At 69.6% G+C, this 26,046-nt stretch carries 25 protein-coding genes and 1 riboswitch; of the genes, 17 read left to right on the top strand and 8 right to left on the bottom strand.

Annotated elements, in window-relative coordinates; all coding sequences use genetic code 11:
• Positions 1-50: 50 nt before the first annotated feature.
• Positions 51-1,046, bottom strand: coding sequence for an extracellular solute-binding protein (locus tag VFW66_09195; protein ID HEX5386861.1), 996 nt, complete (start codon positions 1,044-1,046; stop codon positions 51-53).
• Positions 1,047-1,141: 95 nt separating this feature from the next.
• Between VFW66_09195 and VFW66_09190 the strand changes: the two genes are divergently transcribed.
• From VFW66_09190 to mgtE, 5 genes are all read left to right on the top strand, one after another.
• On the top strand, positions 1,142-1,516 hold the full coding sequence (locus VFW66_09190) for a LysR family transcriptional regulator (protein HEX5386860.1): 375 nt from the start codon (positions 1,142-1,144) through the stop codon (positions 1,514-1,516).
• A gap of 80 nt (positions 1,517-1,596) precedes the next feature.
• On the top strand, positions 1,597-2,562 hold the full coding sequence (locus tag VFW66_09185) for a porin (protein HEX5386859.1): 966 nt from the start codon (positions 1,597-1,599) through the stop codon (positions 2,560-2,562).
• 43 nt (positions 2,563-2,605) lie between these two features.
• Complete coding sequence (locus VFW66_09180) at positions 2,606-3,022, top strand: hypothetical protein (protein ID HEX5386858.1); 417 nt, start codon at positions 2,606-2,608, stop codon at positions 3,020-3,022.
• A 45-nt stretch (positions 3,023-3,067) separates the two neighbouring features.
• Positions 3,068-3,415, top strand: coding sequence for a divalent-cation tolerance protein CutA (gene cutA, locus VFW66_09175; GenBank protein HEX5386857.1), 348 nt, complete (start codon positions 3,068-3,070; stop codon positions 3,413-3,415).
• The gene (gene mgtE, locus VFW66_09170; GenBank protein ID HEX5386856.1) at positions 3,412-4,803 is read left to right on the top strand and encodes a magnesium transporter; all 1,392 of its coding nucleotides are present in this window, start codon (positions 3,412-3,414) and stop codon (positions 4,801-4,803) included. Before cutA ends, mgtE begins: the two co-directional genes overlap by 4 nt.
• On the opposite strand, the gene VFW66_09165 is transcribed toward mgtE, so the two are convergent.
• On the bottom strand, positions 4,795-5,373 hold the full coding sequence (locus tag VFW66_09165; GenBank protein ID HEX5386855.1) for a hypothetical protein: 579 nt from the start codon (positions 5,371-5,373) through the stop codon (positions 4,795-4,797). The two genes, mgtE and VFW66_09165, sit on opposite strands and share 9 nt — an antisense overlap.
• The gene (locus tag VFW66_09160) at positions 5,374-5,691 is read right to left on the bottom strand and encodes a hypothetical protein (protein HEX5386854.1); all 318 of its coding nucleotides are present in this window, start codon (positions 5,689-5,691) and stop codon (positions 5,374-5,376) included.
• Between the two features lie 112 nt (positions 5,692-5,803).
• Between VFW66_09160 and VFW66_09155 the strand changes: the two genes are divergently transcribed.
• Both VFW66_09155 and VFW66_09150 read left to right on the top strand, forming a co-directional pair.
• Positions 5,804-6,076, top strand: coding sequence for a hypothetical protein (locus VFW66_09155; protein HEX5386853.1), 273 nt, complete (start codon positions 5,804-5,806; stop codon positions 6,074-6,076).
• A complete protein-coding gene (locus VFW66_09150) occupies positions 6,061-7,443 on the top strand; it encodes a hypothetical protein (protein HEX5386852.1) in 1,383 nt (460 codons plus the stop codon). The genes VFW66_09155 and VFW66_09150 overlap by 16 nt, the downstream gene beginning before the upstream one ends.
• A gap of 38 nt (positions 7,444-7,481) precedes the next feature.
• On the opposite strand, the gene VFW66_09145 is transcribed toward VFW66_09150, so the two are convergent.
• Entirely contained in the window at positions 7,482-7,940 is a 459-nt protein-coding gene (locus VFW66_09145; GenBank protein HEX5386851.1) for a thioredoxin domain-containing protein, read from the bottom strand.
• A 172-nt stretch (positions 7,941-8,112) separates the two neighbouring features.
• Between VFW66_09145 and VFW66_09140 the strand changes: the two genes are divergently transcribed.
• From VFW66_09140 to VFW66_09120, 5 genes are all read left to right on the top strand, one after another.
• On the top strand, positions 8,113-8,556 hold the full coding sequence (locus VFW66_09140) for a GNAT family N-acetyltransferase (GenBank protein ID HEX5386850.1): 444 nt from the start codon (positions 8,113-8,115) through the stop codon (positions 8,554-8,556).
• 112 nt (positions 8,557-8,668) lie between these two features.
• On the top strand, positions 8,669-9,643 hold the full coding sequence (locus VFW66_09135; GenBank protein ID HEX5386849.1) for an acyl-ACP desaturase: 975 nt from the start codon (positions 8,669-8,671) through the stop codon (positions 9,641-9,643).
• A gap of 92 nt (positions 9,644-9,735) precedes the next feature.
• Positions 9,736-10,086 carry a hypothetical protein gene (locus tag VFW66_09130; protein HEX5386848.1) on the top strand — a complete coding sequence of 117 codons (351 nt, stop codon included), beginning with the start codon at positions 9,736-9,738 and terminating at the stop codon, positions 10,084-10,086.
• Positions 10,083-10,661 carry a YggT family protein gene (locus VFW66_09125; GenBank protein HEX5386847.1) on the top strand — a complete coding sequence of 193 codons (579 nt, stop codon included), beginning with the start codon at positions 10,083-10,085 and terminating at the stop codon, positions 10,659-10,661. The genes VFW66_09130 and VFW66_09125 overlap by 4 nt, the downstream gene beginning before the upstream one ends.
• 45 nt (positions 10,662-10,706) lie before the next feature.
• Positions 10,707-12,248, top strand: a complete 1,542-nt coding sequence (locus tag VFW66_09120; protein ID HEX5386846.1) for a GMC family oxidoreductase N-terminal domain-containing protein — start codon at positions 10,707-10,709, stop codon at positions 12,246-12,248.
• Here VFW66_09120 and VFW66_09115 read toward each other — a convergent pair.
• Together VFW66_09115 and VFW66_09110 are read right to left on the bottom strand one after the other, a co-directional pair.
• Positions 12,228-13,442 (bottom strand): hypothetical protein, encoded by a 1,215-nt coding sequence (locus VFW66_09115; protein ID HEX5386845.1) that lies wholly within the window; start codon positions 13,440-13,442, stop codon positions 12,228-12,230. The genes VFW66_09120 and VFW66_09115 overlap by 21 nt on opposite strands.
• A 29-nt stretch (positions 13,443-13,471) precedes the next feature.
• The gene (locus tag VFW66_09110) at positions 13,472-15,892 is read right to left on the bottom strand and encodes a protein kinase (GenBank protein ID HEX5386844.1); all 2,421 of its coding nucleotides are present in this window, start codon (positions 15,890-15,892) and stop codon (positions 13,472-13,474) included.
• A gap of 127 nt (positions 15,893-16,019) precedes the next feature.
• A riboswitch (SAM riboswitch) is annotated at positions 16,020-16,094 on the top strand.
• Positions 16,095-16,160: 66 nt separating this feature from the next.
• Between VFW66_09110 and metH the strand changes: the two genes are divergently transcribed.
• Genes metH through VFW66_09095 form a run of 3 tightly spaced genes read left to right on the top strand, consistent with a single transcriptional unit; the run spans position 16,161 to position 22,646 of the window.
• A complete protein-coding gene (metH, locus tag VFW66_09105; GenBank protein ID HEX5386843.1) occupies positions 16,161-19,919 on the top strand; it encodes a methionine synthase in 3,759 nt (1,252 codons plus the stop codon).
• Positions 19,920-19,930: 11 nt separating this feature from the next.
• A complete protein-coding gene (locus tag VFW66_09100; protein HEX5386842.1) occupies positions 19,931-21,841 on the top strand; it encodes a bifunctional homocysteine S-methyltransferase/methylenetetrahydrofolate reductase in 1,911 nt (636 codons plus the stop codon).
• Positions 21,831-22,646 carry a phosphatase PAP2 family protein gene (locus VFW66_09095; GenBank protein ID HEX5386841.1) on the top strand — a complete coding sequence of 272 codons (816 nt, stop codon included), beginning with the start codon at positions 21,831-21,833 and terminating at the stop codon, positions 22,644-22,646. Before VFW66_09100 ends, VFW66_09095 begins: the two co-directional genes overlap by 11 nt.
• Here the strand turns inward: VFW66_09095 and VFW66_09090 are convergent.
• Positions 22,636-23,028: a diacylglycerol kinase family protein gene (locus tag VFW66_09090; protein ID HEX5386840.1), complete on the bottom strand. Its 393-nt coding sequence runs from the start codon at positions 23,026-23,028 to the stop codon at positions 22,636-22,638. The genes VFW66_09095 and VFW66_09090 overlap by 11 nt on opposite strands.
• A 115-nt stretch (positions 23,029-23,143) precedes the next feature.
• The gene (locus VFW66_09085; GenBank protein HEX5386839.1) at positions 23,144-23,707 is read right to left on the bottom strand and encodes a hypothetical protein; all 564 of its coding nucleotides are present in this window, start codon (positions 23,705-23,707) and stop codon (positions 23,144-23,146) included.
• 442 nt (positions 23,708-24,149) lie between these two features.
• Here VFW66_09085 and VFW66_09080 point away from each other — a divergent pair, with 442 nt between their 5' ends.
• Both VFW66_09080 and VFW66_09075 read left to right on the top strand, forming a co-directional pair.
• On the top strand, positions 24,150-25,352 hold the full coding sequence (locus tag VFW66_09080) for an acyl-CoA dehydrogenase (protein HEX5386838.1): 1,203 nt from the start codon (positions 24,150-24,152) through the stop codon (positions 25,350-25,352).
• 225 nt (positions 25,353-25,577) lie between these two features.
• Positions 25,578-26,046, top strand: a 469-nt coding sequence (locus VFW66_09075) for a glycosyltransferase (GenBank protein HEX5386837.1), incomplete at its 3' end; no start/stop codon positions are given.

The raw sequence follows: 26,046 nt of genomic DNA, 5'->3' as shown, positions 1-26,046 counted from the left end.
ATAATCGTCGCATCGCGCGCCGGTGCCGCGCTACCGCAGGACGCGCCCGGTCAGAAGAGCCCGGCGGGCGGAGTGCCGGGGCCGCCGAGCTCCGGCTTCGGCAGGACGACGAAGCCGGCGTCGCGGAGGATCGCCTGCCCGTCGGGGGAGAAGATGAAGTGCACGAACGCGGCTGCGACCTCTGGATGGGGGGCCGCGGTGGGAATCGTGAGCGCATATACGATCGGCTGGCCCACGAACTCGACCGAATCGCGGGCGGCGCGGCCCGGGGCCGGCACCCACACGCGCGCCTCTGCGTACCAGTCTGCCTTCGACGGGTCGCTCAGATTGATCGCGGCGGGCAGGTCGACGTGGCGGAGACCGGTCGTCTTCGCGACCGAGTAGTAGGTCCAGGCGTAGTCGAGCTCGCCGGCCTGCACCAGCGCGGTCAGATCGACTTCCTTCGGGCGAACGTTCCGCGCCGGGACCGCGCGGCGGAGCCGCTCGGCGAGCCCCGGCTGGTGATAGAACCTCTCGGCCAGTTGATAGACCATGAGCGTCCGGTAGCCGTTGGGATCGAGCGCCGGGTTGGAATGGCCCGAGCGCACACCCGGCCGGAGCAGGATGCGCCACCAGTTGTCGTCGTTGATTTCCGCGGCCGCCGTCGAGCGATCGGTGTACGCCAGCACCATCGCGTTGGTCGCGAAGCTGGCGTACCAGGTGGCGAATTCCGGAATGAGCAGTTTGGGGATGACGCCGTAGTCGGCGACGCCGATCACGTCGGGAATCTTGCCCAGTTCGGTGAGCTTGCGCGCCGCTTCGAGGCTGCCGGAGTTCTCCTCGGCGGGCGCGACGCGCGGATGCCGGGAGTGAAACGCCTTCAGCAGATCGCCGAACGGCTTGGCCAGGCTGCCGGCGTTGTACACCACAAGGCGCCCCGCGAGGTCCTGCCCACCATGCGCTGCATCATGCGGGGTGGCGCTGGCACCCCCGCGCGGGCCGCACGCCCATAGCGCCGCAACGAGGGCGAGCAGCGCACACCGCCGCTGGGACGAGAGGATCAGCATGATCGCTCCAACCGGTTCGAGAATGGTCCGGACTCGGCGGCCCGCGCCGGGTCGTGCCCCGTTATGTTAGCTGCGCTTCGACCGGTGATTGACCGATGCCAGACGCTGCTTCCGCTCTCCCGCCGGGCCTCGCCGGCCAGATCAAGGGCTGGCTCGTGCTTGACGGCGAGTTCCTCATGGGCCCGCGCTATGTGCAACTGCTCGAAGGCATCGATCGCACGGGGACCATTCGCGCGGGGTGCCGTACCACTCGGATGAGCTATCGCACCTGCTTGACCCGCATCCGGCGAATGGAGCGGGCGCTCGGCACGCCGCTCGTCGTGACTCGGCGAGGCGGCGCCGTGCGCGGCCGGGCGGAGCTCACGCCCGAAGCGCGCCGCCTCATTCGACTCTACCGCGCGTGGCGCGACCGTGTCGAGCGCGCGAGCGCCCGCGCGTTTGCCCGGGCGCTCGCGCGGCCTCAAGCGTAGCCGCGCGCGGTCCGATAGGCAACGTGTTGCCTATCGGACCGGTGCGCGATACCTTGGCGAGTCTCCCTCCCAAGGTGGCCATGCTCCGCTTCATCTGCCGGGCGCTCCTGCTGCTCGCGGCCGCAGCGCCGCTCGCCGCCCAGTCGGCGCCAGCTCCCGACAAGTCGGCCGAGGCGCCGATCGTGCGTCTCAGCGGTTACGCGCAGGTCCGCGAAACCTACCAGACAGACATCGGGCTCACTGCGAGCATCAACCGCGCGCGGCTCGCGGCCGGCGGAGCCGTCGCGCCCGGGCTCACCTGGCGCATCCAGGGCGAGTTCCGCACCGGCTCGGCCGGCGCTGGCAGCGCCACCGTCTCGCTCCAGGACGCGTACGTCCGCTACGCACCGCGAGGGCCGTGGGCGCTCGAGGCGGGCCAGTTCAAGACACCGTTCACCCGGGAGTTCACGACGTCGCTCACGGTGGTCGAGACCGCCGACCGCTCCACCGTCGTGGACTCACTCGCGCCCAAGCGCGACATCGGTCTCATGGGCGAGTACACGATGCATCGGATCGCCACGCTCTACACCGGCGTATTCAACGGCGAGGGCCAGAACGTCACCGCTAACCGCGATTCGACGGTGCTGGGTGTTGCGCGACTCGTCGTCCGCCCCATCGCCGGAGTCTCCCTGGGCGCCAACCTGGCGCGCTACTTCGGCGACAGCACCCGCTACGGCGCCGACGCCAACTACGAGGCGCACGGCTTCGTCGCGCGGGGCGAATACGTCGCCGGATCGCGCGATGGCATCGATGCGCCGGTGGACGAGGGCTGGTATGCGCTCGCGGGCTACTTCTTGATCCCGAGCGTGCAGCTCGTGGGCAAGTACGAGTGGTTCACTCGTGACGCGGTGAGCCCGCAGCGGAAGAACCGGGCGTGGACCGCGGCGGTGAACGCCTATCCATGGAGCCGGCGCACGCGATGCGTGCTGGAGTACATCTCCCGCAAGATCGGCGCGCCCGGCATCCGCCGAGGCGAGGTGCTGGCGCAGTTCCAAGTCACGTTCTGAGTTGTATATTATCGGGCCGAACCCCTCGCCGAGGACCTCGTCCATGCACCGTGCGCTCGCGTCCGCCATCCTGCTCGTGGCACTCGCCGGCTGCCGAGCGTACGACGTGTATCCGCGCATCAGCTCGCAGAAGGGCCTGACTCCGGCCGACCAGTGGGCGCGCTATGGCCACGAGGAGGCCGAGGTGATCGCCATCGGGCGTGCATTCGCTCAGGCGCACACCGGCAACTCGCTCGAGGAGCTGGCGCACGCCGCGGGCGTCGCGACGGCATACGCGCGCACCATGCCCGACGTCGTCAACATCACGGTCGACACGCTGGGCAGCCGGCTCACCGTCAAGTTCAAGAGTGGCTGGCGAACCGCAGTGGTACCGGTCGCTGATGGCGAGCGACCCGCCGACACCCCCGACCTCCCGCCGGGAGCCGGTGCGGCGGGCGGCAAGGCCAACGCAGGCACCTAGCGCGGCGCCGCGCCGGCAGGAATCCACGGCGCGCAGAGCCGTCCCATGATCGAGTGCTGCCAGGTCACCACCACGCTCGACTCGCGCGAAGCAGCCGAGCGCCTGGGCATGGCCCTGGTGGATGAGCGACTCGCGGCCTGCGCTCAGATCGCGGGCCCGATCGCGAGCATCTACCGCTGGCAAGGCGCGGTGGAGCGGGCGGAGGAGTGGTACTGTCACCTCAAGACCACCCGCGCCCGCTTTCCGGCGCTCGCGGCCCGGCTCGCGGCGCTCCATCCCTACGACGTTCCTGAAGTGATCGCGCTTCCGATCGTGGCGGCGAACCCGGCCTATCTCGCCTGGATCGAGGAGTGCGTGCGTTCCGCGCCCACGCCGAGCCCGTCCGAGCCATGACCGCGAAGTCCGCCCCCCCCTCCCCCGAACTGCTCTACCTCCTCTCCGGCGACGAGGAGGACTTCCAGGCTGCGTGCGCCGATTTTCTCCCGGCCGACATCGCCGAGGCGCTGAACGACCTGCCGCTCGAGCCGGCGGTGCGCGTGGTGGCGGCGCTGCCGTTCCACCGCGCCGTGCAGGTGTTCGACGAGCCCGAGTTGAGCCGCCGCGGCGAGATCGTGGCCCGGCTCGATGCGTCGCGCGCGGTGCCGCTGGTCGAGGCGATGTCGGCCGACCAGCAGGTAGAGCTGTTCCGCGAGCTCGACCCCGAGGCACGCGGACGGCTGAGCCATGTCCTGGCCGCGCCCACGCGGCAGGCGCTCGACCTGCTCATGCGCTATCCGCCGACCAGCGCCGGCGGCATCATGACGACCGAGTATCTCGGCGTCCCGGGCGATTGGACGGTCGAGCGGGTCCAGGCCTACATCCGCGAGGTCGGCCAGGCGAAGGAGACGGTGTACGCGATCTACGTGCTGGACCCGCGCGATCAGCGGCTCCGCCACGTCGTGTCGCTCCGCGAGCTCATGGTGGCCGACCCGCACCAGCACGTCGCCGAGGTGAGCGATGCGCCCAAGCTGGTGAGCGTCCGGCCCTTTACTGATCGCGAGGAGGTCGCGCGGCTCATTTCCAAGTACAACCTCCTGGCAATCCCCGTGCTCGACGACGCCCAGCGGGTGCTCGGCATCGTGACGGTGGACGACATCATCGATGCGCTGGTGCGCGAAAACACCGAGGACGTGCAGAAGTTCGGCGGTATGGAGGCGCTCGAGGAGCCCTACATGCAGATCGGGCTCATCAACATGGTGAAAAAGCGGGCGGGGTGGCTCTGCGCCCTCTTCCTCGGCGAAATGCTCACGGCCACGGCAATGGGGCACTTCGAGGCGGAGATCAGCCGCGCCGTAGTGCTGGCGCTCTTCATTCCGCTCATCATCAGCTCGGGCGGCAACTCAGGGTCGCAGGCCACCTCGCTCATCATCCGCGCGATGGCGCTCCGTGAGGTGACGCTGCGCGACTGGTGGCGCGTGGCGATGCGCGAGCTGCCGTCGGGCCTCGCCCTCGGCGTGATCCTCGGGCTTATCGGCATCCTGCGCATCTTCACGTGGCAGGCCGTGGGATGGTACGACTACGGGGCGAACTACCGGCTGGTGGCGCTCACCGTGGGGATGGCGCTCGTGGGCGTGGTACTCTTCGGCTCGCTCGCCGGCTCGATGCTGCCGTTCGTGCTCCGCCGCCTCGGCTTCGATCCGGCGAGCGCGTCCGCCCCATTCGTGGCGACGCTGGTGGACGTGACCGGCCTCGTGATCTACTTCAGCGTGGCGCTCGTGATCCTCCGGGGCACCTTACTCTAGCGGCGTCACCCGAAGCGGCGCAGGGTGGCGGATCTCACCGCCGCGCCCGCGGGCGGCGACATCGATCGAGTCCACGTCCCAGACGACCAGCGTCACCGGGAATGACGACTCGCCGAAGGTCATGAGATCCTGCTTCGAGAGCGAGCGCTCCTTGACCGGCTTGTTGTCGACGTCGGCGTGGTAGGGATGGGTGTGCCAGGTGCCCACGAGCCGCGGCACGCTGTCGCAGTCGCCGGTGACGGCGAGCTGAAGTTGCTTCATGTTGCTGGCGGGCACCCAACCATCAATCACGACGGTCGAGCCATCGACGTGGCCCTGCAGACAGCCCAGGAATTCGCGCTGGGTCGGACGTACAGTGCCAAGCATCCGCTCCAGTGTGTTGAGGTCGGCCAGCTCGTTCCAGTGGCGATTGCCGTCGATGAACACCGCGTTCATCGAGTCACGCGCGGCCCGGTAGAGCACCACCCTGGGTCCGGTATCGCGCTGGACGCTGGTGGTGGCGAACGCCGCCGCGCCGGCGAGCACGGCGGCGAGCGCCAGCGCAAGCGCGGCGCGCGGAATGGCCGCCACCTAGGCGGCCCGCCGAGCGCGGCCGGAGGCGCGCCGATCCAGCGGCACCGGCTCACCGCCGCCGGGGCCGCGGGGCCGGGGCCGCACCTCTCCCGGCCACGACGCGGCCAGAAGCAACAGCGCGCTGAGCGCCGCCGCGAACAGGGCGAGTGCGCCGAGAAATCGCGCCGCGTCCGCCGGGATCGCCCCGGGGCCGGGGAGACCGGACCAATCGAGCAAGAGCACGACCGCGAGCATGCCCGTCAGCGTGCCGCTCGCGCCGGCCAGCAGCCGCAGTGCGCCGCGCCAAGTCCAACCAGTCTTCCCCGACTCACGCATCGAGCCTTCCCATGCTGACGCCTGAATACTATTCGCGCGGCGGCGCGGCCCGGCAGTGGCTGGCGTCACCCGTGCCGGCGGGAAATATTCCGGCATCCATCCGGAGATCGACATGCCGCGCCGAAGCACGGTTCTCACCCTGGTCGCGCTCGCCGCGTTCGCCGCGCTGCTGCTCTACACGACGCTCGCGTCCCAGCGGTTCGAGTGCACCGTCGCCGTTGCCTACAACGGAAAATCGGGGCATGCCGCCGCGTCGGCGGCATCGACCGATGACGCGGAGCGGCAGGCCCGGACCGCCGCGTGCGGCCCCATTGCGAAGGGCATGAACGAATCCATCGCCTGCACCAACACGCCGCCGGTGAGCCGCGAGTGCCGGACCCTCTAGGGGTTCGGCTTCAGTCGAGGCTCCGCCTCCCCCATCCCATCGTCCTCCTGCTCGGCTGCCTGGTCGTGGCCGTACTGCTGAGTTACGTACTGCCGGCGGGGCGGTACGAGCGGCGTGAGAATCCCGCGACGGGGCGCAGCGTCGTCGTGCCTGGAACGTACGCCCGCGTGGAGGCGCGGCCCGTCGGGCCGTTCGAGGCGGTTGTCGCCGTACCCAAGGGGTTGGTAGACGCGGCCTCGGTGGTGTTCCTCGTCTTTCTCGTGGGCGGCGCCTTCGCGGTGGTGGAGCAGACCGGCGCCCTCGGCGAAGCGGTGGGATGGATGGTGCGCAAGCTCAGCACGCGGGAGGCGCTCGTGATCCCGGTGGCCTCGCTCGCGTTTGCGGCCGGCGGCGCGGTGGAGAACATGCAGGAGGAGATCATCGCGTTCGTACCTCTCCTCCTCGTTCTCACGCGCCGCCTCGGCTTCGACGCGGTGACGGCGGCAGCCATCAGCGTGGGCGCGGCAGCTATCGGCTCGGCGTTCAGCCCCATCAATCCGTTCCAGGTCGGCATCGCACAGAAGTTGGCCGAGCTGCCGCCGCTCTCGGGCAGCGCGTACCGGGCGCTCTTCCTCGCTCTCGCCCTCACGATCTGGATCGCTTGGACCATGCGCTATGCGGCGCGCACCAGGCGGAAGCCCGATCCGATGCGCGAGGCGCTCCCCGACCAGACCGCCGCGGCCACTCCCCGCGGCCGGGAGGCCGTGGTGCTACTGCTCGTCCTCGCTGCGTTCGTGCTGCTCGTCGTGGGCGTCCTGCGGCTCGGCTGGGGCTTCGACGAGCTGTCGGCGGTGTTCTTCCTCATGGGACTCGCGGCCGGGCTTGTGGCCGGCATGGGCTGGTCGGGGACCGCGGAGGCGTTCGTGACCGGTTTCCGCGCGATGGCGGGGGCGGCGATGATCGTGGGCTTTGCACGAGCCATCTACATCGCGTTGGACGAGGGCCGCATTCTCGACACCATCGTCCACGGGCTCTTTACCCCGCTCGCGCACCTGCCGGTGGCGCTCTCCGCTTCCGCCATGGTGGCGGCGCACACATTGATCCACATACCCGTGCCGAGCGTAAGCGGACAGGCGGTGCTCACGATCCCCATCCTGGTGCCGGTGTCGGATCTGCTCGGTCTCTCCCGGCAGGTGACCGTGCTGGCGTACCAGTACGGCGCCGGCCTCTGCGACGTGGTGACGCCGACCAACGGTGCGCTCATGGCGATCCTCGCGGCGCTCGGCGTGCCCTTCGGCCGCTGGTTCCGGTTCGTGCTGCCGCTTTGGGGAATACTGCTGGGGGTGGGACTGGTCGCAGTGGTGGGAGGAATCGCGGCGCACCTTTGAAGGCGATGCGCCACCGGGGCCGGCGGCCGCGTTGCGGCCTAGGGGGCGCCCCCCACGCCGGCGAGCGCTTCGAGCGTAGATCGATCGGCGAGCCCTACGTGCCGGCGCTGCTCCTGGCCGCCACGGTACGCGATGAGCGTAGGAATGCCGCGGATGCCAAGCCGGGGCGTGGTCGCCGGATTGCGATCGGTGTCGAGCTTGAGGACCAGTACCTGGCCCTGGAACTCCAGGGCGAACTCGTCGAGGGTCGGGGCCATCATGCGGCAGGGTCCGCACCAGTCGGCGTAGCAGTCGAGCACGATGGGGAGGCTCGACCCTCCGATGACGCAGTCGAAGTCCCCGTCGGTCACTTTGAGGGGACGGTCGAGGCGGATGGGCCGGCCGCATTGGGCACATTTGGGACCGGCGGCGAGGCGATCGATGTCCACGCGGTTGAGTCGCCCGCAGAACGCGCAGGGCACGGTGACGGGCCGTCCGGCGGGTGCAGCGGTGGCCATGATCGGAGTATAGCGCGGGCGCACGCGAGGCGGAACGCCGCGGCGGTGACGCGCGTTTCATTGGAGCGGCGCCGCAACGGTCGAGTGACAGAGCCCACGGCCAGACCAAGTTGCGATTGGCATTAGTGTTGCTCAGGGCTGGTGGCAGACCACCAGGAGGATGGGTCGGTCAATGGACGAGCGCCAGATCAGAGAAATGGAACAGGACAGCGACTTCGCACAGTGGTTCGCCGAGCTCGTGAGCGAATCGAGCGAGTCGGGCGACGCCGCGGGCTGGGGGAGCCCGGTCAACGATCACTATCTCGTGCTGAGCAACGAGATCGGCGACTGGATCGGGGGCCTCCGCTTCTCGGTACGGGGTGGTGTGTCGCAACTGCTCGACGTGGCGGTGCTGCCGTCGGAGCGCCACCAGGGCTACGCGCACCAGCTCTTGGCGGCCTTCGAGGAGCGGTCGCGCGAGGCGGGTGCGCAGCTGGCCGAGTTCTGGACTGACGACCTCGAGTCGGAGCCGCTGCTTGGGGCGCTGGGGTGGCGGCGGGTGCTGCGCCGGGAGGGGTACATCGGCGGCCGGGTGTGGATTCTCCTCGAGAAATCGCTCGGCGCCGACCGGGATTAAGCCCGGTCGGATTGGCATCATAGCGACCAGCCACAGTATCTTCCATGGCTGGTCTTTGCGTGTGTACCTGCGGCGTTCCTTCGGGCGCCGGTATCCTCCAACGACGCGAGCCATGGGCATCACGGAAGCTGCGCGGGAGCTGTTCTCGAAAATCGAGGTGCTTCAGGACCTTGAGGCCAAGGTCCGGGAGCTGATGCAGATCCACGAGGAGAAGCGGGAGTTGTGGTTTCCGGCGGACCTCATCAATCCGGCTCCCGACGAATGCCCCGACACCCATTTTGCCAAGCTCCGCGAGCGCGCCGCCGGGATTCCCGACCCGGTGCGCGCGGCGCTCGCGCTCAACCTCCTCACCGAGGAAGGGCTGCCCCACTTCCACAGGCTGCTCGCCGTGTACCTGGGCGACGACAGCCACTGGCGGACGTGGAACAACCTCTGGACGGCCGAGGAAGACCGGCACGGCCAAATCATCCACGACTACGCCCGGGAGTCGCGGGTCCTGCAGCAGCGCCGGCTCGAGGAGATGCAGTTCGAGTATCTCAAGGCGGGGTTCCACCCGGCGTGGGACCGCGACCCTTACCGGGTGTTCGCCTACACCACGGTTCAGGAGCGCGCGACCCAGCACTCGCACGCGGAAACCGGCAAGCTCGCGGCCGAGTACGAACCCAGTCTCGGCATCATCCTCGGCAACGTGGCGCGGGAAGAGGCCCGGCACTACACGTTCTACCGTACCGTCTTCGAGGAAATCCTCAAGCGCGATCCTGACCAGGCGCTCCACTCCGCATCGTTCATCCTGCCGAGCATCGATATGCCGGGCCACTCGATGCCGGGCTTCCGCGAGCTGGCGGACGTGATCCGCCGCGCGGGCATCTACGGTCCCCGCGACTATCTGCGCATCGTCCAGGAGCAGATCCGGTACTGGCGGATCGAGAAGCTCACCGGACTTGGCGAGCTGGGCCGCATCGCCCAGGAAAAGATCCTGGCGATTCCGGATCGGCTGAGGCGGGTGGCGGAAATCATGGAAACCCGAAGCCGCGCGAAGACCTTCCGCTTCGACGTCGTGTTCAACCGCGAATTCGCAATGGAATGACCCGCGGGCTCGCTGGTACGGTCCTGCTCGCCGCCATTGTATCCGGCTGCGGCCGATCGTCGCCAGCGGCCGCGGCGGCTTCGAATCGCGCAGTGGACACCCTTCCTCCCGCCGTGCGGGACGCCGCCCTGCTGGGCCGCGAGGCCTTCGTGCTGGTGGACCGCGCGGCTGACTATCAGGGCTCGCACCGCGGCCGTCCCCCCAGCTCGCTTCGCCAGATGGGCATCGACAGCCTCGCCCCGCTGTTCGTGCGCCGCATCGCCGTCGTGAGCGATTCGTCGCTCGTCACCGTCGCCTTTCGCCAGCCGCGCGGGCGGCGGGTGGCCGCGTGCGAGGCGAACCCGCGGGTACTGGAGGAGGCGTCGCTCAACGGGGGCCGGTTCAGGCTCGTCTGTACCACGGCATCGGGAGCCGTCGCGCAGTACGAGGTCCCCGCGCCGTGATCCCGGCACTCCTGCAGCTCGTGGCGCGCTGGCTTGCGGTCGCGGCGCTCGCGTACGCGGCGGTCATCGCGCTCACCACAGGGGCGGTGCGGTCGAAGCGGTTGAGCCCGTTCGGCGGCTGGGCGAGGTTCGTCCGCCGGATGAGCGAGCCGGTGCTGCTACCGCTCGAGCGGCGGATCCTTCGCTCGGGCGGGAACCCGAAGGATGCGCCGCTCTGGCTGCTCGTGATCGTCGTCGTGGGCGGTTTGCTGCTCATCGCGGGCATCGACTGGCTGATCGGGTTCGCCTACGAGATGGCCGGGCTGGCGCACGCGACCCCGCAGATCTGGCTCATCGAGGCGGTGTCGTGGGTCTTCCGGATCCTGATGATCGCGCTCATCGTGCGGGTGATTGCGGCGTGGATCGGCATCTCGCCGCACCGGCCGTGGATGCGGCCGGTGATGGCGCTCACCGAGTGGCTGCTTGAACCGCTCCGGCGGGTGCTGCCGCCATTTGGGCCGCTCGACTTGAGCCCGCTCGTCGCGTACTTTCTGCTCTGGATCGCGCAGCAGGCGGTGATTCGCGCGCTGGTGTGACGGTCGCCGCCGCATTTTCCACCCCACACTTCGAGGGAGACCACCATGGCCCGGCGGCCGGCGGACGCCTGCGACTACCTCGTGATCGGCGCTGGCTCCGCGGGGTGTGTGGTGAGCACCCGGCTCTCGGAGAACCCCGACGTCCGGGTGCTGCTGCTCGAGGCGGGTGGTTCGGACGCGCACGCCGCGGTGGAGGACCCGACCAGGTGGCCGACGCTCTTCTACGGTGCCCTGGATTGGGGCTACAGCACCACGGCCCAGCACCATGCAGCAGGTCGCGTGGTCCACTGCCCCCGCGGCAAGATGATCGGCGGCTGTCACAGCCATAACGCGAACGCCTGGGTGCGCGGCCACCCGACCGATTTCGACAACTGGGCCTATCAGGGCAACCCCGGCTGGGACTTCGCGAGCGTACTGCCGCTCTTCAAGAAAATCGAGGACTACGCCGGGGGGCCAAGCGAGTACCGCGCAGTCGGCGGGCCGCTGCACGTGCAACTGCCGGACGACCCCAATCCGATCGCGAGCGCCTTCATTGCCGGCGCTGGGGAGATGGGGCTGCCGATCGTGGAGGACAACAACGGCCCGTCCATGCTCGGCGCGAGCTTCTTCAACGTCACCATCAAGAACGGCAAGCGGAACAGCGTGGCGCGCGCCTATCTGGAGGCGGCCAGGCAGCGATCGAACCTCACGGTGCACACCAACGCCGAAGTACACTGCCTGCGGTTCGAGGGCACCCGGTGCGTTGGCGTCGAATACCGGCGGGATGGCGCGCCGGCGTCGGCGCGGGCGGCACGTGAGGTGATCGTCTGCGCTGGCGCGATCGGCTCGCCGCGGCTCCTGCAGCTTTCCGGGATCGGCCCCGCGGACGAGTTGCGGGCGCTCGACGTGCACGTCACGGTGAACCTGCCCGGCGTGGGAAAGAACCTGCACGACCATCCGCTGGTGGGCGCCATCAACTACGAAACGAAAGGCACCCTGCCGCCGCCGAGGAACAACGGCGCCGAGAGCACGCTCTGGTGGAAGTCGGATCAGCGGATGATCTGTCCCGACATCCAGCCGGTGATCATAGAGTTTCCGTTCGCCACGCCGGAGCTCGCGGGAAGGCTCCCGTCGCCCAACTGCTATGCGATCGCGCCGTCGCTCGTGCGTCCGGCCGCGCGCGGCAGTGTCACGATCACCTCGCCCGACCCCACGATCCCGCCGGCGATCGACATGAACTACCTGGGCCGGGATGCGGACGTTCAGGCGCTGCTCTTCGCGATCGATCTCTGCCGGGAAATCGGCGCCACCGGCGCCTTTGCCGAATTTCGCAAGCGGGAAGTAATGCCCGGGCCGCTCGGCCGCGCCGAGATGGCCGACTTTCTCCGCCAGAGCGTCACGACGTACTTCCACCCCGCCGGGAGTTGCAAGATGGGGATCGACGAGACCTGCGTCGTGGACCCCGAGCTCAGGGTGTACGGAACCCAGGGGCTCCGGGTGGCGGACGCCTCGATCATGCCCACGGTCACGACCGGCAACACGAACGCCCCCTCGGTCATGATCGGCGAGAAGGCGGCCGCGATGATCTCAGGGAACGGCGCCGCCTGAACTTGCCACCGCGGCCGCGGCCGGTTGGGCGGGCGCGGCCGCGCACGGGTTATTGCCGTTGGCCTGGCAGAAGGCCGCGCCCTGCTCGAGGGAGACCGGAAAGCTGAAGTCCGCCGGAGTGCCGTTGGCGTAGTAAAGCGAACCTTCGTGCTGCACCATGGCACACACGGCGCCGGCCTGCGCGGGATCATTCCAGTAGCTGGTGCAGGCGCTGAGCACCGCCTGCGGGTTCTGGCTTGGATCGTTTGCCATCGCCGCGAGCCAGCGCGCGGCAATGAGATCCTGCACCATGAGCTGCTGCGCGGTCGGGCAGTCCGCCGCGATCATCTTGCCGTCGCCGACCGTATCGAAGCCCTGCGCCTGGGCAAAGAAGTAGTAGGGGTGGTTGGCGCCGAGCACCGGCGTGCCCACGCCGGGCAGGATCTCGACCATGACGGCCTGATTCACACCCAGGGTGACACCGAAGAGCTCCTGGAAAACGGTCTTGGCCGGACCGCCGTACACGACGAGCGGGACAGTGAACGCCGGGTTGGATGCGGCGAGATTGAGCAGGAGCGCGATCTGTCCCTTCTGGTAATCCGCGAAATAGTCCGTCGGCGTCACGGTGGGTGAGATGTACGTGCCCTGGTCGTCCCCCGCGGCGATCGGCACGCAATCGATCACGCGCGAGAGCAGATCGAGGTCTTCGCGGGCGGTGACGCCGTTGGCCTGAAGCAGCTCGTCGCAGCGGACCGGCACCGCGTCGTCCAGATAATCGCGCGAGGGATCGAGCAGGTTCATCGGCGGAAAGTGGAAGAGCTGGAGGGCCCGGTGCCGGACCATCGCCATGCCCCAGGGCAGCATGAAGCGCCAGCCGTTGTTCTGGGGATCCCAGAGGTTCGCGGCCTTGATGGCCGGGATGTCGGTGGACAGCGCACCCCAGCCGTTCTTCAGGAACTGCGGCAGGCGCTTGGTGTACACCAGCAGATCGCCCGAGACGGACGGCGGGCCGATGAGGTTCAGCGTGTAGGCGCCGTCGTTCACCCGCAGGTTGAAGGTCGCGTCGCGGGCGGCGAGACCATCGCGGCGGAGGGTCTGATCGAACCAGCGGTGAATGGTCTCCGCGAGAGTCGCGGCGCTGCCCGGAATATTGGGATAGGAGAAAAGCTGCGCGAGGCGGTCGGCCGGGCCCAGGGGAATCGAGAAGACCAGCATCGGAACTCCTCCGTCGTTGGGGAGAACCATCAGCGCGCGAGTCCGAGCCGCGTGAGGAGCGAGGCGAAGCGGGCGTCGGTCCGCATCGAGTCGGGCCAGTGGAGAAGATCCAGGCGCGAGAGGTCGCTCGCACGGTCGTCGTAGGCGCGCTCCAAGTCCGCGAAGGCCGCGTCGTCCTCACCGATCCCGGAGTGCGCGATGGCGCTGCACAGCGGCGAGGTGTATGTCGTCCGCGACATCTCCTCGAGTCGTGCGAGAACACCGCGGGCCTCGCCGCGCTGCCCCGCGAGACCGTATGCCTGTCCCAGATCGCCGAGCGCGACGAGCCCTCTCGTGCCCTCGACACAGCGCCGGTACGCGACGATCGCCTCCTCGTAGCGCCCGAGCTCGGCGTAGATCCAGCCGAGACGCCAGAAGACAAGGGGGAAGACCGGGCTCAGCTCCGTGGTCTTGCGGCACTGCTCGATCGCATCATCCCACCGTCCGGCGAGCCCGAGCCCATAGGCGTAATGGTCGTTGATGATGAGCGAGAGCGGGTCGCGCTCGAGGGCGCGCTCGAACGAGGCGACCGACTCCTCGAAACGCCGCATGATGAGGAGGTACCAGCCGTACCACTGGTGCGCGGTCGCATAGCCGGGATCGAGCTCCATGGCCCGCTCGAGCTCGCGGCCTGCGCCGGCATAGTCGCGCTCGTAGAACAACTGCACGAACGCCATCGACGCGTGCGCCTCCGCCAGCTGCGGATCGATTTCAAGGGCCCGGAGCGCGGCCGCGCGTGCCCGAGGCGATGCATCGCGAGGGCGCTCGGCGCCATAGTAGCCAAGCACGCTGTAGGTGTCGGAGAGGCCGGCGTACGCGATGGCGTACGCGGGGTCAGCCGCGATCGCCTCGTGGAAGTAGCGGTTGGCAAGGCGGAGCGGCTCGATGGTGCGCTGGTTCCAGTAGTAGCGGCCCTTGAGGTAGGCCTGATAGGCCGCGGCGTTTTGGGTTTCCCGCTTGCCGAGCTGCCGCTTGTCCTCACTGGTAAGCTGGAGCTGGAGCGCGCGGGAGATTTCGGCGGCCATCTCTTCCTGCACGGCGAAGATGTCGGCGAACGGGCGGTTGTACTGGTCGCCCCAGAGCTGAGACCCGGATTGGGTGTCCACCAGCTCCACCTTGACCACGAGCGCGTCGCCCCGGTGGATGACGCGGCCGCTCACGAACGCGCGCACCCGCATGTCCTTTGCCGCGGCCATCGGATCCACGTCGCGGTCCTTGTAGCGGAAGACCACCGAGCGGGCGGCGACCCTGAGGCCCGGAATCCGCGAGAGCTTGTTGATGATGGTTTCGGCGATGCCGTCGCTCAGGAACTCGTCATCCGGGTTAGCGCTCGCGTTGAGGAACGGCAGGATGGCAAGCGAGTCGATCGGCCGCTCCTTGCGCGCACCGCTGCGGCGGCGGCTGCCGCCGGATGTCATCCGCCCGGTTGGGCGCGATACGGTGGTACGCGGCAACGTGGGGGGCGCGGGCGAGGGGGAGGAAACGGCCGGCGGGGTTTCCAGTCCGACCGCGGGACCGACGGCGGAGCGCACGCCCGGCGGCCGGATCGAGCGCGCGCTCCGCCCCGCGGCGTCAACCCGGTCGAGCGCCGCCATGATGCCTGCGGCGGATTGCGGGCGGTCGGCGGGCTCCTTGGCAAGACACCGGCCGATGAGCTCAGCCAGCTCGCTCGGCGTTTCCGGGCAGACGGAGCCGAGTGGCGGGGGCACCTCCATGACCTGCGCGGCGAGCAGCGAGCGCGGCGGGCGCCCGCCAAACGGGTGCTGCCCGGCGATCATCTCGTAGCCCATCATCCCGAAGGCGTAGAGATCGACCCGATGGTCGCAGTTGGTGTCGGCGACCACCTGCTCGGGCGCCATGTAGGCCGGCGTGCCGATCGCGAGCCCGGTGGACGTGAGCCCGGCTGCGCCGCTGCCGGCGGCGGCGGTCACCGCCTTCGCCACGCCGAAATCAGTGATGAGGGCGAACCCGCCGGAGAGCAGGACGTTGTCGGGTTTGATGTCGCGATGGACGACGCCGTGCTCGTGCGCGTACGTGAGCGCCGAGCCGATGTCGCGGAGGATCCGCACCGCGTCGGGGATCTCGATCGCCCCGTTCCGGCTGAGCCGCGCGCGCAGCGACTCGCCGACGACGAGGGGCATGGTGAGATAGGGGAGCCCGTCCATCTCGCCCGCGGCGAGGAGCGGGACGATGCAGGGGTGCTGCAAGCCCGCGGCGAGGAGGATTTCCCGGCGGAACCGCTCGAGGTTGACCGACGCGGCGAGCTCGGGAGGGAGCAGCTTGACGACGACCTTGCGGCCAAGCGCCTTCTCGTGCGCAATGAACACACGCGACATGCCGCCACCACCAAGCTCGCTCTCGATGGTGTAGGCTGCTCCGAGGGCAGCCTCGAGCTGCTCGCGCAAATCCACGGTTCGGTAGGCTCCCGGTTGACGCCCGAATGTACCCGCGGAGGCCGACCCGAGCCAGTCGCGGCCTCCCGGCGCCGGCCCCTTGAACGCACGCGGCCGGAGGTGCTAGTTTGCAGATGGAAGACAATCCGATTTTCGTGGCGATTTGCAGGCAGCTTGCGGCCACGTTAAACAACCGCTAAAACGCCGCCGTTGCCCGGGGCCGTTTTGGCTCCGGGCATTTCGCTTTGGGGACCGGATGGTTCCGGGCGCAGAGTTGGGGGAAGGCGTGACACAGACATCTTCGGCCGCCGACGATTTCGCACCGGACCTCCGCGCCCGCGCGGCGCGGTTGGCACGCCTCGATGCGCTGCTCGAAGAGCGGATCCTGGTCCTCGACGGAGCGATGGGGACGATGATCCAGAGCCATCGGCTGGGGGAGCGGGACTACCGGGGAACCCGTTTTACCGAGTGGCCGCGCGATCTCAAGGGCAACAACGACCTGCTCTCGCTCACCCAGCCCGAGATCATCCGCGGGATCCACCGGGCGTACCTCGAGGCGGACGCCGACATCATCGAAACCAACACCTTCAACTCTACCGCCGTCTCCATGGCGGACTACGGGATGGAGGCGCTGGTGCCGGAGCTCAACCGCGCCGGTGCGCGGCTCGCGCGTGAGGCCTGTGACGCGGCGGAGCGCGCGGAGCCCACGCGGCCACGATACGTGGCGGGTGTGCTCGGGCCCACGAGCCGCACCGCGTCGCTCTCGCCGGACGTGAACGACCCCGGATTCCGGAACGTCGCCTTCGACCAGCTCGCGGACACCTACGCCGAGGCGGCGCACGCCCTGCTCGACGGCGGGGCGGATCTGCTGCTGGTCGAGACGATCTTCGATACTCTCAACGCGAAGGCGGCCATCTTTGCGATCGAGCGGGTGTTCGAGGAGCGGGGCGAGCGGGTGCCGGTGATGATCTCGGGCACGATCACCGACCAGAGCGGGCGCACGCTCTCGGGCCAGACGCCGGAGGCGTTCTGGTATTCCGTGGCGCACGCGCGCCCCATCACCGTCGGCTTCAACTGCGCGCTCGGCGCGCGCGCGCTCCGGCCGCACGTGCAGGAGCTGGCCCGGGTGGCACCGGTGCGGGTGAGCGCGCACCCGAACGCCGGGCTCCCGAACGAGATGGGCGAGTACGACGAGACGCCCGAGTCAATGGCGGCGACGCTGCGCGAGTTCGCGGAGCACGGCCTCGTGAACGTCGTGGGCGGGTGCTGCGGGACGACGCCGGCGCACATCCGCGCAATCGCGGACGCGGTGCACGGGCTCACGCCGCGCCGCGCTCCCGCGGTGGCTCCGCTCTGTCGCTTGAGCGGGCTCGAGCCGCTCGTGATCGGGCCGGAAACCAACTTCGTCAACGTGGGCGAGCGGACCAACGTGACCGGCTCGCGGCGGTTTGCCAAGCTGGTGCTGGACGGCAAGTACGAGGACGCACTCGAGGTGGCGCGCCAGCAGGTGGAGAGCGGCGCGCAAATGATCGACGTGAACATGGACGAGGCGATGCTCGACTCGGAGCACGCCATGAGCACGTTCCTCAAGCTGGTCGCCTCGGAGCCCGCGATCAGCCGGGTGCCGGTGGTGCTCGACTCCTCCAAGTGGTCGGTGATCGAGGCGGGGCTCAAGTGCGTCCAGGGCAAGGGCATCGTCAACTCGATCAGCCTGAAGGAGGGCGAGGAGGCGTTCGTGCGCCAGGCGACGCTGGTGCGCCGCTACGGTGCCGCGGTGATCGTCATGGCGTTCGACGAGCGGGGCCAGGCCGACTCCGCCGACCGCAAAGTGGAGATCTGCGCCCGCTCGTACCGCATCCTCACCGAGCGGGTCGGGTTCGCCCCGAGCGACGTGATTCTCGACCCCAATATTTTCGCGATCGCCACCGGCATCGAGGAGCACGCGAACTACGCCATGGACTACATCGAGGCGACGCGGCGGATCAAGGCGACGCTGCCGCACGCGCTCGTGAGCGGCGGGGTGAGCAACGTCTCGTTCTCCTTCCGCGGGAACGATCCGGTGCGGGAGGCGATCCACTCGGTGTTTCTGTACCACGCGATCGCGGCCGGGATGGACATGGGGATCGTGAATGCTGGGCAGCTCGCGATCTACGCCGACATTCCGCCGGAGTTGCTGGAGCGAGTGGAAGACGTGGTGCTCAACCGCCGGCCGGATGCGACCGAGCGCCTGCTCGCCGTGGCCGATTCGGTGACGGGCAAGGCAGCGCCGGAGCAGGACCTCGCGTGGCGCGCCAAGCCGGTGTCCGAGCGGCTGGCGCACGCACTGGTGGAGGGGATCGCCGACTGGGTCATCGAGGATACCGAGGAGGCGCGGCGGCAATTCGCCCACCCGATCGAGGTGATCGAGGGGCCACTGATGGACGGTATGAACGTCGTGGGCGACCTGTTCGGCTCGGGCAAGATGTTTCTGCCGCAGGTGGTGAAGAGCGCGCGGGTCATGAAGAAGGCGGTGGCCCACCTGGTGCCGTTCATCGAGGCGGAAAAGGACGCGGGGGCCAAGCCCAAGGGAAAGGTGCTGCTCGCCACCGTGAAGGGCGACGTGCACGACATCGGCAAGAACATCGTGGGCGTCGTGCTCCAGTGCAACAACTTCGACGTGGTCGACCTCGGTGTGATGGTGCCGTGCGCCAGAATCCTGGAGACGGCGCGGCGCGAAGCGGCCGATCTCATCGGGTTGAGCGGGCTCATCACGCCATCGCTGGAGGAGATGGCGTTCGTGGCGGGTGAGCTCGAGCGCGAGGGATTCACGACGCCGCTCCTCATCGGCGGCGCCACCACGTCGCGGGTGCACACGGCGGTGAAGATCGAGCCACACTACTCGGCACCCACGGTGCACGTGCTCGACGCCTCGCGCGCGGTGGGTGTGGCCGCAAGCCTCTTGAGCGACGGCCTCCGCGACGAGTTCGTCCGCGGCGTCCGCGCGGAATACGGCCGGGTGCGCGCGGCCCGGGCGGAGCGGCGGAGCGACGAGCACCGGGCGACACTCGCCCAAGCGCGGGCCAACCGCCTGGTGCCCGACCTCAGCGTGGCCGTTCCCCGCCCCTGCGTCACCGGGATCCAGGTGCTCGACGGCTATCCGCTCGAGGAGCTGGTCGGCCGGATCGACTGGACGCCATTCTTCCAGACGTGGGAGCTGGCCGGTCACTACCCGGCGATCCTCGACGACCCGACGAGGGGTCCCGCGGCGCGGAGCCTCTTTGCGGACGCCGAGCGGATGCTGGCCACGATCGTGGCGGAGCGGCAGCTCCGTGCGCGCGCAGCGTTCGGCTTCTGGCCGGCAAACAGCGTTGGCGACGACATCGAGCTCTATGCCGACGAGCGGGGCACGCACCCGACGGCCGTGATCCACACGCTCCGGCAGCAGATGGCGAAAGGCGCGGGGCGGGCGAACCTGGCGCTCGCGGATTACGTGGCGCCGCGGGGGGACGGCAGCGCGAGCGAAAACCGTGGCGGGCGCGCGGAGCGCGACTGGGTAGGCGCGTTTGCCGTGACGGCCGGCCACGGGCTCGATGCGCTGGTGGCGCAGCACCAGGCGGCGCACGACGACTACAACGCGATCCTCGCCAAGGCGCTGGCCGACCGGCTGGCGGAAGCCTTTGCCGAACGGCTGCACGAGCGGGTGCGGACGGAGTTCTGGGGCTTCGCGCGCGGGGAGGCGCTCGACAACGCCGCGCTCATCCGGGAGCAGTACCAGGGCATTCGCCCCGCGCCCGGATATCCCGCATGTCCCGATCACACGGAAAAGCGCACGATCTTCGACCTGCTCCACGCGGAAGCCAACGCGGGCATTCAGCTCACCGAGAGCTATGCGATGCTGCCCGCGGCGAGCGTCAGCGGGTACTACTTCTGGCGCCCCGAGGCGCGCTACTTCGGCGTGGGGCGCATCGATCGTGACCAGGTCGAGGACTACGCCCGCCGCAAGGGGATGGACGTGGCCGCGGTGGAGCGGTGGCTCGCGGCGAATCTCAATTACGAGAGGGCCTGACGGGCGCAACCATGCCAACCATCCGCGATCTCCTCACCGACAACCGGGTCCACGTGGTGGACGGCGCCATGGGCACGATGCTCTATGGGCGCGGCGTCTTCCTCAACGTCTGCTACGACGAGCTGAGCCTCCGGCAGCCGGATCTCGTGCGCGAGATCCACCGCGACTACGTGCGCGCGGGAGCCGAGTTGCTGGAGACCAACACATTCGGCGCGAACCCGCTCAAGCTGGCGCACTACGGGCTCGCGGCGGACACCGAGCGGATCAACGCGGCGGCCGCGGCGCTCGCGCGCGAAGCGGCGGGCGAGCGCGCCGCCGTGGCCGGGGCGATCGGGCCGCTCGGTGTGCGGATCGAGCCCTACGGCGAAACGTCGGTGGCCGAGGCGAAAGCAGCGTTCCGCCGCCAGGCGGCGGGGCTCGTCGAGGGCGGCGTGCACGGCTTCATCCTCGAGACGTTCAGCGACGTGAAGGAGCTTGGCGCCGCGGTGCTCGCGGTGCGCGAGGTGTCGGACCTCCCGATCATCGCGCAGATGACGATCGGCACCGATGGAAAGACGCACTACGGCACGGACCCCACGGTGTTCGGACCGCGGATTGCCGCGATGGGCGTGGACGCCGTCGGCGTCAACTGTTCGGTGGGGCCGGCGGGCGTGCTCGAGGCGGTGGAGAAGCTCGCCAAGAGCATCACGCTCCCGATCAGCGCGCAGCCCAACGCGGGCTTGCCGCGCGAGATCGAGGACCGAAAGATCTACATGGCGAGCCCCGAATACATGGGGACGTACGCCAAGTGGATCGTGGAGGCGGGCGCGCGCTTCGTGGGCGGGTGTTGCGGGACGACGCCCGAGCACATCCGCGAGGTAGCCAAGTTCGTGCGGAGCGTCTCGCCCCGGCACCTCGGCGTGACCGCCACCGGCACCCTGACAGCAATGGACGCCACGAGTGCGGCGCCGGTGCCGGCCAGCGCCACCCCACCGGTCCCGATGGCGGAGCGCTCCCGGCTCGCGGCCAAGCTCGCCAACGGCGGGTTCATCACGACGGTCGAGATCGTGCCGCCCAAAGGCGTGCGGCCGCAGCCCATGTTCGAGCAGTGCCGCCAGCTCAAGGCGGCGGGCGTGGACGCGGTGAACGTGCCCGACGGCCCGCGGGCGCAGAGCAGGATGGGGGCGCTCCTCTCGGGCCTCATGATCCAGCGCGAGGTCGGGATCGAGGCGGTGGTGCACTACGCCTGCCGCGACCGCAACCTTCTCGGCATGCTCTCGGACCTCCTCGGCGCCGCGGCGGCGGGGCTCAACAACCTGCTCATCGTGACGGGCGACCCACCCAAGATGGGCCCCTATCCCGATGCCACCGCGGTGTTCGACATCGATTCGATCGGACTCACGAACCTGGTCTCGCGGCTCAATCACGGGCTCGACCCGGGCGGCAATGCGCTGGGCGACAGGACGCGGTTTCTGATCGCCGTCGGCGCCAACCCCACCGCGGCCGACCGCGAGCGCGAGCTCCGGCGCTTTGCCTGGAAGGTCGAGGCCGGAGCCGAAGTGGCGATCACCCAGCCGGTGTTCGACCTGGAGCAGCTCGACCGGTTTCTGCGCGACGTCGAGCAGTACCGGATCCCGGTGCTGGCGGGCATCTGGCCGCTGGTGTCGCTCCGGAACGCGGAGTTTCTCGCCAACGAGGTGCCGGGGGTGAGTGTGCCGCAGGCGGTGCTGGACCGGATGCGGCGAGCGAGCGCCAACGGGAAGGAGGCCGCGCTCGCCGAGGGCGTGTGCATCGCGCGGGACATGATCGCGGCGGTGCGGAGCCGCGTGCACGGCGTGCAGGTGGCGGCGCCGCTGGGGCGGGTGCCGGTGGCGCTCGAGGTGCTCGCGGACAGCCTCGCCGGGTCGGCGGCGAGCGCCCCGGCGGGCGCCGATGCTCGCTGAAGTCTCGTGGCGAATCGGGACCGCCGGGCTGCTTTGCTCGGCGGCGCTCACGCCGCTCCGCGCGCAGGCAGCGCCGGCGGCTATCGCCCCGGCGGTCGCCACGCCGGCGGCCATCGCCCCGGCGGTCGCCACGCCAGCGGATATTGCCCCGGCGCCGGTCCACGCCATCCGCTGGTACGAGGCCGCCGGCGCCGTCGCGGCCACGTCCACGCTCATGCTGATCGACGAGCCGGTCGAGCGCTCCGCGCAGGAGCACCGCTCGGAAACGTCGAACCACATCGCGTCGGCATTCCGGCACGTGGGACAGGTCGAGGTGTTCGCACCGGTGAGCGCGGCGCTTATCGTGACGGGCCTCGTGGCGCATCGCCCGGCGCTCGTCCATACCGGTGCACGCGCGGTGGCGTCGGTGGGCCTGGCAGGCGGCTCGACGCTCGCGATCAAGGAAATCCTCGGCCGAGAGCGTCCGGCGGGCGGCGTCGGCGCGTTCGACTTCGATCCGCTGTCGCACGACCCCGCGCTGCCCTCGGGCCACGTAGCGGTGGCGTTCGCGCTCGCCACCTCGCTCGCCGACGACATCCACCGCACCTGGGCGACCGTGGGCCTCTACACGGTGGCCACCGGTGTGGTCTATTCGCGGATCAACGACGACAAGCACTGGCTCAGCGACACCGGCTTCGGCGCGCTGGTGGGGTTCACGTCGGCCAAGCTGGTGCGTGGGCGATGGCGCGTATTCGGCATCCGCCCGCCGACGTTTCTCCGGGCCCCCGGCGGCGGTGCCGCGATCGGCTGGCAGTTTACGCAGTGACGCGCAGATGGGGCACGAAGACCAGCAGCCCCACCACTGCGGCCCCCACCGCCGCGATGAGCACGGCGCCGGCCGCGATGTCCTTGGCGCGCTCGACCAGCGGATGGAGCCCGGGCGAGGCGACGTCGCAGAGCGCCTCGAACGCGGTGTTGAGGGCCTCCGCGGTCCACACGGCCACGATCGCGAGCACCACCAGGCACCATTCGGCGCGCGAGAGCCCGACCGCGATACCCAGCGCCACGGCGGCGGCGGACGCGGCGGCGTGGATCCAGGCGTTGTGTTGGGTGCGGAGGACGGCGGCGATGCCGCGCAGCGCGTAGCGAAAGCTGCGCGCGCGGGCCGCGACGCTGAAGGCGGGGGCGGGGCGGGGGCGCTCGCTCACTTGGGATCCCTCGCGAGAGGCGTAACGAGAAGCGATTCGGGATCCTAAGGTGCGTCGGCGCAGCCGGGAGCGCAAAGCGGCCGCACGCCGCGCCGCGGGGCGCGCCCTCGAGCGCTCAGCCCGGATTCACCATGACCCGCTCGTTCACGATCGAGCGCGGGTTTTTCTCGCGCAGCCGCTTGGCGACCGCCTCCGCCGAGGGCTCGTTCACGACGCCGACGATGGCGGACGTGCCCGGCGTGAGCGCGGCACGCAGGCTGTCGACCGCGGCCGGCTGCGCCGCATTCTCTCCCGCCTTCTGCGCCTTCGGCTGGTTTCCAGGGCCGAGCAGTGCAACGACCCCGCTCAGGAGCGCTGTCTGGCCCAGCGTGCCCGCTTGCCGCTCCGTCACCGTGATGCGGCCGGTGTCGAGGCTCCGGACCACGGCGTACGAGCCGCGCAGCCCTCCGGCGGCGCGCTGCGCCGCCTTGATGGAGCCGAACACCGAGGTTGCCGTAGCGGCCCCATCGTAGACGGCATACACCAGACGCTGCGGGGGCAGTTGTTCCACCTGCACGCCCGATTGCACCCCGTTCACCGTGGCCTGGGCGGCAAGGCGCGGCGCCGGGGCCGCGGCGAGCGCCACGGCCAGCAGCGTCGAGAGCACGAGTGTCGACCATCCTCCCAGCTTCGCCTTCATGACTCCTCCTCGCGCGCGCCGCTCAGCGTGCGTTGGGCTCAGTCGTCGCTCGGAATCCACCGCAGCACCCACGCGCCGCTCCGGACATCGAGCACGTACATCCCGTGGTAGACCCCGCCCATCGTGAGGGGCACACGATACTCGCGGCCTGGCTTCCGGGGGCAGGCGATGCCGTCCCCGTCGAACGGACCACCGATGCATTCATGAACGTTGGATCGTCGCGTTGTCGGTTGCACCGTCGGAACCCTCCTCCCCCATCGCGCGGCCATGCGGACCGAGGCGCTCCACCGTGCGGCCACGGCACCGCTCTCCTTCGCAACGTAGGCCCCGGCCGTGCAGGGGCGCCGTGACGCGCCGGGCACATGGGATGGTGCGCGGGTCACCGGCCGCAGCAGAAGCGCTCCGCGCTCTCGACTTGCGGGCTGCCGTCCCGCGATATTGGATGAGCCGTCACATGTTTCTCCCCCGCGAGCCGCCCATGCCCGATGCGTCCATCGCCGTGATTCCTGCCCTCACCTCGCTCGCCGAGGAGGAGGAACTGTTCCGCTCGACCGTCCGTGAATTCGCCGAGCGTGAGGTTCGGCCGCACGTGGCCGAAATGGAAGCGGCCGGCGCGTTCCGCCCCGAGCTGCTGCGGCAATTCTTCGAGCTCGGGCTCATGGGCATCGGGGTACCGGAGCGGTTCGGCGGCGCGGGCGGCACGATCCTGATGGCGACGCTCGCAATCGAGGAGCTGGCGCGGGTGGACGCGTCGGCGGCGATCTATGTGGACGTGCACAACACGCTGGTGAACAACGCGCTCGGCCGCTGGGGCAGCGACGCGCAGTGCGCGCGGTACTTCCCGCGGCTCACGAGCGAGCTGCTTGGCGCGTTCGCGCTCTCCGAGCCTGCGAGCGGGAGCGATGCGTTCGCTCTCGAGACGCGGGCGGACCGCACGGACGGCGGCTGGGCGCTCACGGGGCGGAAGTTCTGGATCACGAACGGGGCCGAGGCGGCCCTCTTCATCGTGTTCGCCAACACCGATTTTGCCAGGGGCTACAAGGGTATCACCGCGTTTCTCGTCGAGCGCGATTTTCCCGGCTTCGCCATCGGCAAGAAGGAGAGCAAGCTCGGCATCCGCGCGTCGAGCACGGTGGAGCTCATCCTGGAAGAGGCCCGGGTGCCGGCCGAGAACGTGCTGGGCCCCGTGGGTCAGGGCTACAAGATCGCTATCGAGACGCTGAATGAAGGCCGCATCGGCATCGGGGCGCAGATGCTCGGCATCGCGACCGGCGCGCTCGAGGCGGCCACGGCGTACGTGAAGGAGCGGAAGCAGTTCGGGCGCGCGATCGCGGAATTCCAGGGCGTGCAGTTCCAGCTCGCCCAGATGGCCACCGAGCTGGAGGCCGCGCGGCTCATGGTCTACAACGCGGCGCGCCTCAAGGATGCCGGCCAGCCGTTCGCGCGGGAGGCGGCGATGGCGAAGCTGTTCAGCTCGCAGGTGGCCGACCGCACCACGTCGCGCTGCCTGGAGCTGTTCGGCGGCTACGGTTATTCGACTGAGTATCCGGCCGAGAAGTATTACCGGGACGCGAAGATCGGGACGATCTACGAAGGAACCAGCAACATGCAGCTTCAGACCATCGCCAAGATGCTCCTGCGCTAAGTCCGGCCGCGACTTCCCCGAGGGCATGCAACTTGCTCGAAGGCTGTTGACTTGCTCCTGCAAGCGCCCAATTGTTCGCATGCTCGAGGCGCCCTCGCACCGACGCGCGGCATCGACTCAGCGGGGCCGCGGCGCAACGCCCGACCAGGGCGAAGCGGCGCAGCGTCGGCGCCGGCGGTTGCGGGGGCGGCAACACCGGCGCCGGGCCGGGGAGTCCAACTGACGATGTCACAACGGGCTGACGACCGCATCGGTGCATTCGCGGTAACCCGGGGCCGCACCACGCCCCCGGCGGGATGGCGAGCATCCGATGGCCCGCGGCGCCGCGTGCTGGTGGTGGCCCCGGAGCCGTTCTACGATGACCGCGGCACCCCGATCGCCGTGCTCAACGTGCTGAGGGCGCTCAGGCAACTCGACTATCGGGTGGACGTGGTAACCTATCCGCTGGGCCGGCCGATCAAGCTGCCGGGCGTCAAGATCATCCGCAGCGCCAACCCGTTTGGAATACGCCACGTTCCCATCGGGTTCTCGTTCCGCAAGCTCGCACTCGACGCCACGCTGGTTCCGGCCATATGGCGGCGCCTGAGGCGCCGCCGCTATGACTGCATCCACGCGGTCGAGGAGGCGGCATTCCCGGCGGTGCTCTTGGGACATCTCTACGGCGTCCCGGTGATCTACGACATGCAGTCGAGCC

It is taken from the genome of Gemmatimonadales bacterium (assembly GCA_036279355.1).
Classification (GTDB): domain Bacteria; phylum Gemmatimonadota; class Gemmatimonadetes; order Gemmatimonadales; family GWC2-71-9; genus DASQPE01.
The sequence above is the reverse complement of the archived record's forward strand: the minus strand, read 5'-3'. Positions and strand labels throughout refer to the sequence as shown.

What these genes read in the sequence shown, in the direction of transcription:
- VFW66_09115 (HEX5386845.1), bottom strand. Translation starts at nt 13,442, where the DNA reads ATGCTGGTCTTCTCGATTCCCCTGGGCCCGGCCGACCGCCTCGCGCAG.
- cutA (HEX5386857.1), top strand. Translation starts at nt 3,068, where the DNA reads ATGATCGAGTGCTGCCAGGTCACCACCACGCTCGACTCGCGCGAAGCA.
- VFW66_09195 (HEX5386861.1), bottom strand. Translation starts at nt 1,046, where the DNA reads ATGCTGATCCTCTCGTCCCAGCGGCGGTGTGCGCTGCTCGCCCTCGTT.
- VFW66_09140 (HEX5386850.1), top strand. Translation starts at nt 8,113, where the DNA reads ATGGACGAGCGCCAGATCAGAGAAATGGAACAGGACAGCGACTTCGCA.
- VFW66_09135 (HEX5386849.1), top strand. Translation starts at nt 8,669, where the DNA reads ATGGGCATCACGGAAGCTGCGCGGGAGCTGTTCTCGAAAATCGAGGTG.
- VFW66_09185 (HEX5386859.1), top strand. Translation starts at nt 1,597, where the DNA reads ATGCTCCGCTTCATCTGCCGGGCGCTCCTGCTGCTCGCGGCCGCAGCG.
- VFW66_09095 (HEX5386841.1), top strand. Translation starts at nt 21,831, where the DNA reads ATGCTCGCTGAAGTCTCGTGGCGAATCGGGACCGCCGGGCTGCTTTGC.
- mgtE (HEX5386856.1), top strand. Translation starts at nt 3,412, where the DNA reads ATGACCGCGAAGTCCGCCCCCCCCTCCCCCGAACTGCTCTACCTCCTC.
- VFW66_09120 (HEX5386846.1), top strand. Translation starts at nt 10,707, where the DNA reads ATGGCCCGGCGGCCGGCGGACGCCTGCGACTACCTCGTGATCGGCGCT.
- VFW66_09180 (HEX5386858.1), top strand. Translation starts at nt 2,606, where the DNA reads ATGCACCGTGCGCTCGCGTCCGCCATCCTGCTCGTGGCACTCGCCGGC.
- VFW66_09155 (HEX5386853.1), top strand. Translation starts at nt 5,804, where the DNA reads ATGCCGCGCCGAAGCACGGTTCTCACCCTGGTCGCGCTCGCCGCGTTC.
- VFW66_09145 (HEX5386851.1), bottom strand. Translation starts at nt 7,940, where the DNA reads ATGGCCACCGCTGCACCCGCCGGACGGCCCGTCACCGTGCCCTGCGCG.
- VFW66_09085 (HEX5386839.1), bottom strand. Translation starts at nt 23,707, where the DNA reads ATGAAGGCGAAGCTGGGAGGATGGTCGACACTCGTGCTCTCGACGCTG.
- VFW66_09100 (HEX5386842.1), top strand. Translation starts at nt 19,931, where the DNA reads ATGCCAACCATCCGCGATCTCCTCACCGACAACCGGGTCCACGTGGTG.
- VFW66_09190 (HEX5386860.1), top strand. Translation starts at nt 1,142, where the DNA reads ATGCCAGACGCTGCTTCCGCTCTCCCGCCGGGCCTCGCCGGCCAGATC.
- VFW66_09160 (HEX5386854.1), bottom strand. Translation starts at nt 5,691, where the DNA reads ATGCGTGAGTCGGGGAAGACTGGTTGGACTTGGCGCGGCGCACTGCGG.
- VFW66_09080 (HEX5386838.1), top strand. Translation starts at nt 24,150, where the DNA reads ATGAGCCGTCACATGTTTCTCCCCCGCGAGCCGCCCATGCCCGATGCG.